Below are 3,595 nucleotides of genomic sequence, written 5' to 3'. Positions count from 1 at the left end.
TGTCGTCGTCGTGCCGGGCCGCGAGGTAGCGCGACACGCTGATGCGCTTGCGCGTGTAGTCGCACAGCCCCGCGCGCCGCTTGGCGTTGTCGAACCCGAACGACCACGTGTCGTCGAGGTGCGCGGCGATGAGGGCCTCGGCCCAATGGCGCACGCGATGAAGATCCGACATGGAACGAGGGTAAGTCGTGCCGGCGACAGTCAGCTCGCGACGGATGCCGCGGCCCGGCGCCGGTCGGCGGCATCGATGGCGAGCAGCGTGGACTCGAGCTGATCGTCGGGCGCTCCCGACTCCTGGCGCAGGAACAGGGCTCGCTTGAAGTCGCGGCGCGCCGAGTCGAAGTCGCCCGATTCGTAGGCGACCTTGCCGCGGTGCTGCAGGGCGAACGCCGCGATGCCCGACCAGCCCTGGCCCTCGGCCTCCTCGGCGCACGTGGTGAGCTCCTGGTCGGCGGCGGCGTAGGCGCCGCGCGCCTGCAGGACGGTGGCGTGCAGGATCCGGGCGCGCAGCAGATCCTTGCGCGTGCCGGCCATGCGCGCGACGCGCACGGACTGCTCCGAGATCACGAGGGCGTCCTCGCTGCGGTCGAGCACCTTGAGCAGCCACACGCGCTCAAGGAGCGCCGGGAGGCTGCGCTGCTCGCCGATCTCGTCGAGGCGCTCGCGGCACTGCCGCGCATCGACTTTCTCGCGGAGGGTGTCGGGGTCGTACCCGCGGATGTAGCTCACAGCGACTCCCTTCGCACACGGTCGGTAGCTCGTTCCAGTGTGCCCCGCGTCACGCCGTTCGCCGGGCGTGGCACGCCGGGTCGCGGCATCCGATTCCGTCAGCGATCGAAGACGGATGCCGAGGGCTTCGGCGATGCGGTGGCATCGGCGTCGGTGGCCACGCGGGCGCCCCGCGCGAACTCGACGACCTCGGCTCCCTGGGCGAGCTTGGCGGGGTGCGGTCCCGCGGCCATCAGCCTCGGCAGCCACTCCGTCGGCAGCGGCGCGGGCGAGGCGGCGATCACGAGATTCCCGAAGCGGCGCCCCTTGAGGGTCTGCACCTCGGCGAGGACGATGACGTGCTCCAGCACGGACATGATGGTCGCGACCTGGCGTCGTGCGAATGCGAGACCGGCTCCGTCGGCGACGTTCACCAGCAGCACGCCGTCGGGGGCGAGGAAGCGCGCGGCCTCGCTGTAGAACTCGACCGTCGTGAGGTGCGCCGGGGTCTGCGCTCCGGAGTACACGTCCGACACCACCAGATCGGCCGCGCCGACCAGCCCCGCCGGCAGCCGCCCGAGCCCCTCGCGGGCATCGCCGATGCGCACCCGGATCGAAGCGCCGCGGGGGAGCGGGAGGTTCTCGCGCACGAGGTCCCACAGCGCGGGCTCGAGCTCGATGACCTGCTGCCGAGAGCCCGGCCGGGTCGCCTCGATGTACCGGGGGATGGTCAGCGCCCCCGCCCCGAGGTGGATGGCGGTCAGCGGCTGCCGCGGCATCCGGAGCCGGTCGATGACGGCCCCCATGCGCGCGACGTACTCGAAGTGCAGGTGGGTGGGATCGTCGAGGTCGATGTGCGACTGCGGCGTGCCTGCGACGTCGAGCTCCCACCCGCCGCCGTACGCCGACGGGACGACGCGGGCCACAGCGCCGTCGGAGAGCCGGACGGTGGGGGCGGATGCCTCGTCCCTGCCGCGTGCCATGAGCACCACGTTAGCCCCGCCGGTCGGGGGCACGTGGCGGTCGCGTCGCCGCGAGCAGCGCCTTTCTGACACATCTGCACAACGGGTCGTGGGGTACATGGCGCAGATCGATCATCTGCGCACGATCCAACCCGCCGAAACAGAATCGAGACACAGGCGTAATCGTCCGGGCGCCCACGTGCAGGTAGCGTCGATGGATCACACCCCCTGAGGGCAAGGCGCACCTCTGCTCCACGACGATGTGCAGCCGCGCCCGCATGATATGGAAGGTGCACAGCACATGCCCCACACATCGAAGCGCCGCGTTCTCGCGGGCGCTGCCGCGATCGCCGTCAGCGCGCTCGTCCTCACCGCATGCGCCAGCCAGCGCGACGAGGGCGGCGAGACCGGCGACGCGAGCGACGTCGACTCGACGTTCGTGTTCGCGTCGTCCGGCGACATCTCCGGCCTCGACCCGGCGATGGCCAACGATGGAGAGACGTTCCGCGTCTCGCGTCAGATCTTCGAGGGACTCGTCGGCGTCGAGCCGGGAACGGCCGACCCCGCGCCGGGTCTCGCCGAGACGTGGGAGCAGTCCGAGGACGGCCTCACCTACACCTTCGCGCTCAAGGAGGGCGTCACCTTCCACGACGGCACCGACTTCAACGCCGAGGCCGTCTGCTTCAACTTCGACCGGATGAACAACTTCACCGGCGTCGCGGCCAGCGAGAGCCTGTCGTACTACTGGGGCAAGCTCATGCGCGGCTACGCCGACACGGGCACGTCGATCTACGGCGGGTGCGAGGCGACCAGCGACACCGAGGCCGTCATCACGCTGACCCAGCCGTTCGCCGGATTCATCCCGGCGCTGTCGCTGCCGTCTTTCGCGATCCAGAGCCCCGCCGCCCTGGAGGAGTACTCCGCCGACGAGGTCGGCGGCACCGCCGAGGCGCCGGTCCTGAGCGAGTACGCGCAGGGTCACCCGGTCGGCACCGGCCCGTTCGTCTTCGAGGAGTGGTCGCCGGGCGAGTCCGTCACCCTCAGCGCCTACGAGGACTACTGGGGCGAGCAGGGTCAGGTCCAGGAGGTCATCTTCCAGGTGATCGGCGAGACCACCGCCCGTCGCCAGGCGCTCGAGTCCGGCTCGATCGACGGCTACGACCTCGTCGCTCCCGCCGACCTCGGCGCGCTCGAGGAGGCCGGCTTCAACCTCGTCAACCGTGACCCGTTCAACATCCTCTACCTGGCGATGAACCAGGCCGTGCCGGCGCTCGCCGACATCCGGGTGCGCCAGGCGATCGCCCACGCGATCGACAAGGAGCAGCTCGTGACCCAGGTGCTCCCCGAGGGCACCGAGGTGGCGCAGGAGTTCATGCCGCCCGCGGTCATCGGCTGGAACGAGGACGTCACCATGTACGAGTACGACCCCGACGCCGCGATCGCACTCCTGGCCGAAGCCGGCTACGACGAGGCGAACCCGCTGACGCTGGAGTTCAACTACCCGGTCAACGTGTCGCGTCCGTACATGCCCAACCCGGAGCAGATCTACACGAACCTGGCATCGCAGCTCGAGGCGGTCGGCATCGTCCTCACCCCGGTCGGCGAGGAGTGGAACCCCACCTACCTCGACCGCATCCAGGGCGGCGCGGAGCACGGCATCCACCTGCTCGGCTGGACCGGCGACTACAACGACCCCGACAACTTCGTCGGGACGTTCTTCGCCACGGCCGGCAACGAGTGGGGCTTCACGAACGAGGAGCTCACCGCTGCCCTGACCGAGGCTCGCGGCCTGCCCACGGCTGAGGAGCAGGAAGCCGCCTACCTCGCCATCAACGAGCAGATCATGGAGTTCCTCCCCGGCATCCCGCTGGCCCACCCCGTGCCGACGCTCGCGTTCGCGGAGCGCGTCACGTCGTACCCGGCCA

General features: G+C 70.4%; 3 protein-coding genes and 1 pseudogene. 1 reads left to right on the top strand and 3 read right to left on the bottom strand.

Going from position 1 to position 3,595, the window contains the following annotated elements; translation table 11 throughout:
* The 3 genes and pseudogenes from ACE3O1_RS15130 to ACE3O1_RS15120 form a co-directional block, all read right to left on the bottom strand.
* A pseudogene (locus tag ACE3O1_RS15130) lies at nucleotides 1–172 on the bottom strand (M48 family peptidase); the annotation flags it as partial.
* A 29-nt stretch (nucleotides 173–201) separates the two neighbouring features.
* Nucleotides 202–729, bottom strand: a complete 528-nt coding sequence (locus ACE3O1_RS15125; protein WP_374316459.1) for a hypothetical protein — start codon at nucleotides 727–729, stop codon at nucleotides 202–204.
* A 98-nt stretch (nucleotides 730–827) separates the two neighbouring features.
* Nucleotides 828–1,691: a spermidine synthase gene (locus ACE3O1_RS15120; RefSeq protein ID WP_374316457.1), complete on the bottom strand. Its 864-nt coding sequence runs from the start codon at nucleotides 1,689–1,691 to the stop codon at nucleotides 828–830.
* A gap of 280 nt (nucleotides 1,692–1,971) precedes the next feature.
* On the opposite strand from ACE3O1_RS15120, the gene ACE3O1_RS15115 reads away from it, so the two are divergent.
* The coding region (locus ACE3O1_RS15115) for an ABC transporter substrate-binding protein (RefSeq protein WP_374316455.1) at nucleotides 1,972–3,595 on the top strand (1,624 nt) is incomplete at its 3' end.

The organism is Microbacterium sp. (assembly GCF_041909575.1).
In the GTDB taxonomy this organism is placed as follows: domain Bacteria; phylum Actinomycetota; class Actinomycetes; order Actinomycetales; family Microbacteriaceae; genus Microbacterium.
The sequence above is the reverse complement of the archived record's forward strand: the minus strand, read 5'-3'. Positions and strand labels throughout refer to the sequence as shown.

Excerpts from the sequence above, each read along its gene's own strand:
- ACE3O1_RS15120 (WP_374316457.1), bottom strand. The coding sequence starts at position 1,691 with ATGGCACGCGGCAGGGACGAGGCATCCGCCCCCACCGTCCGGCTCTCC.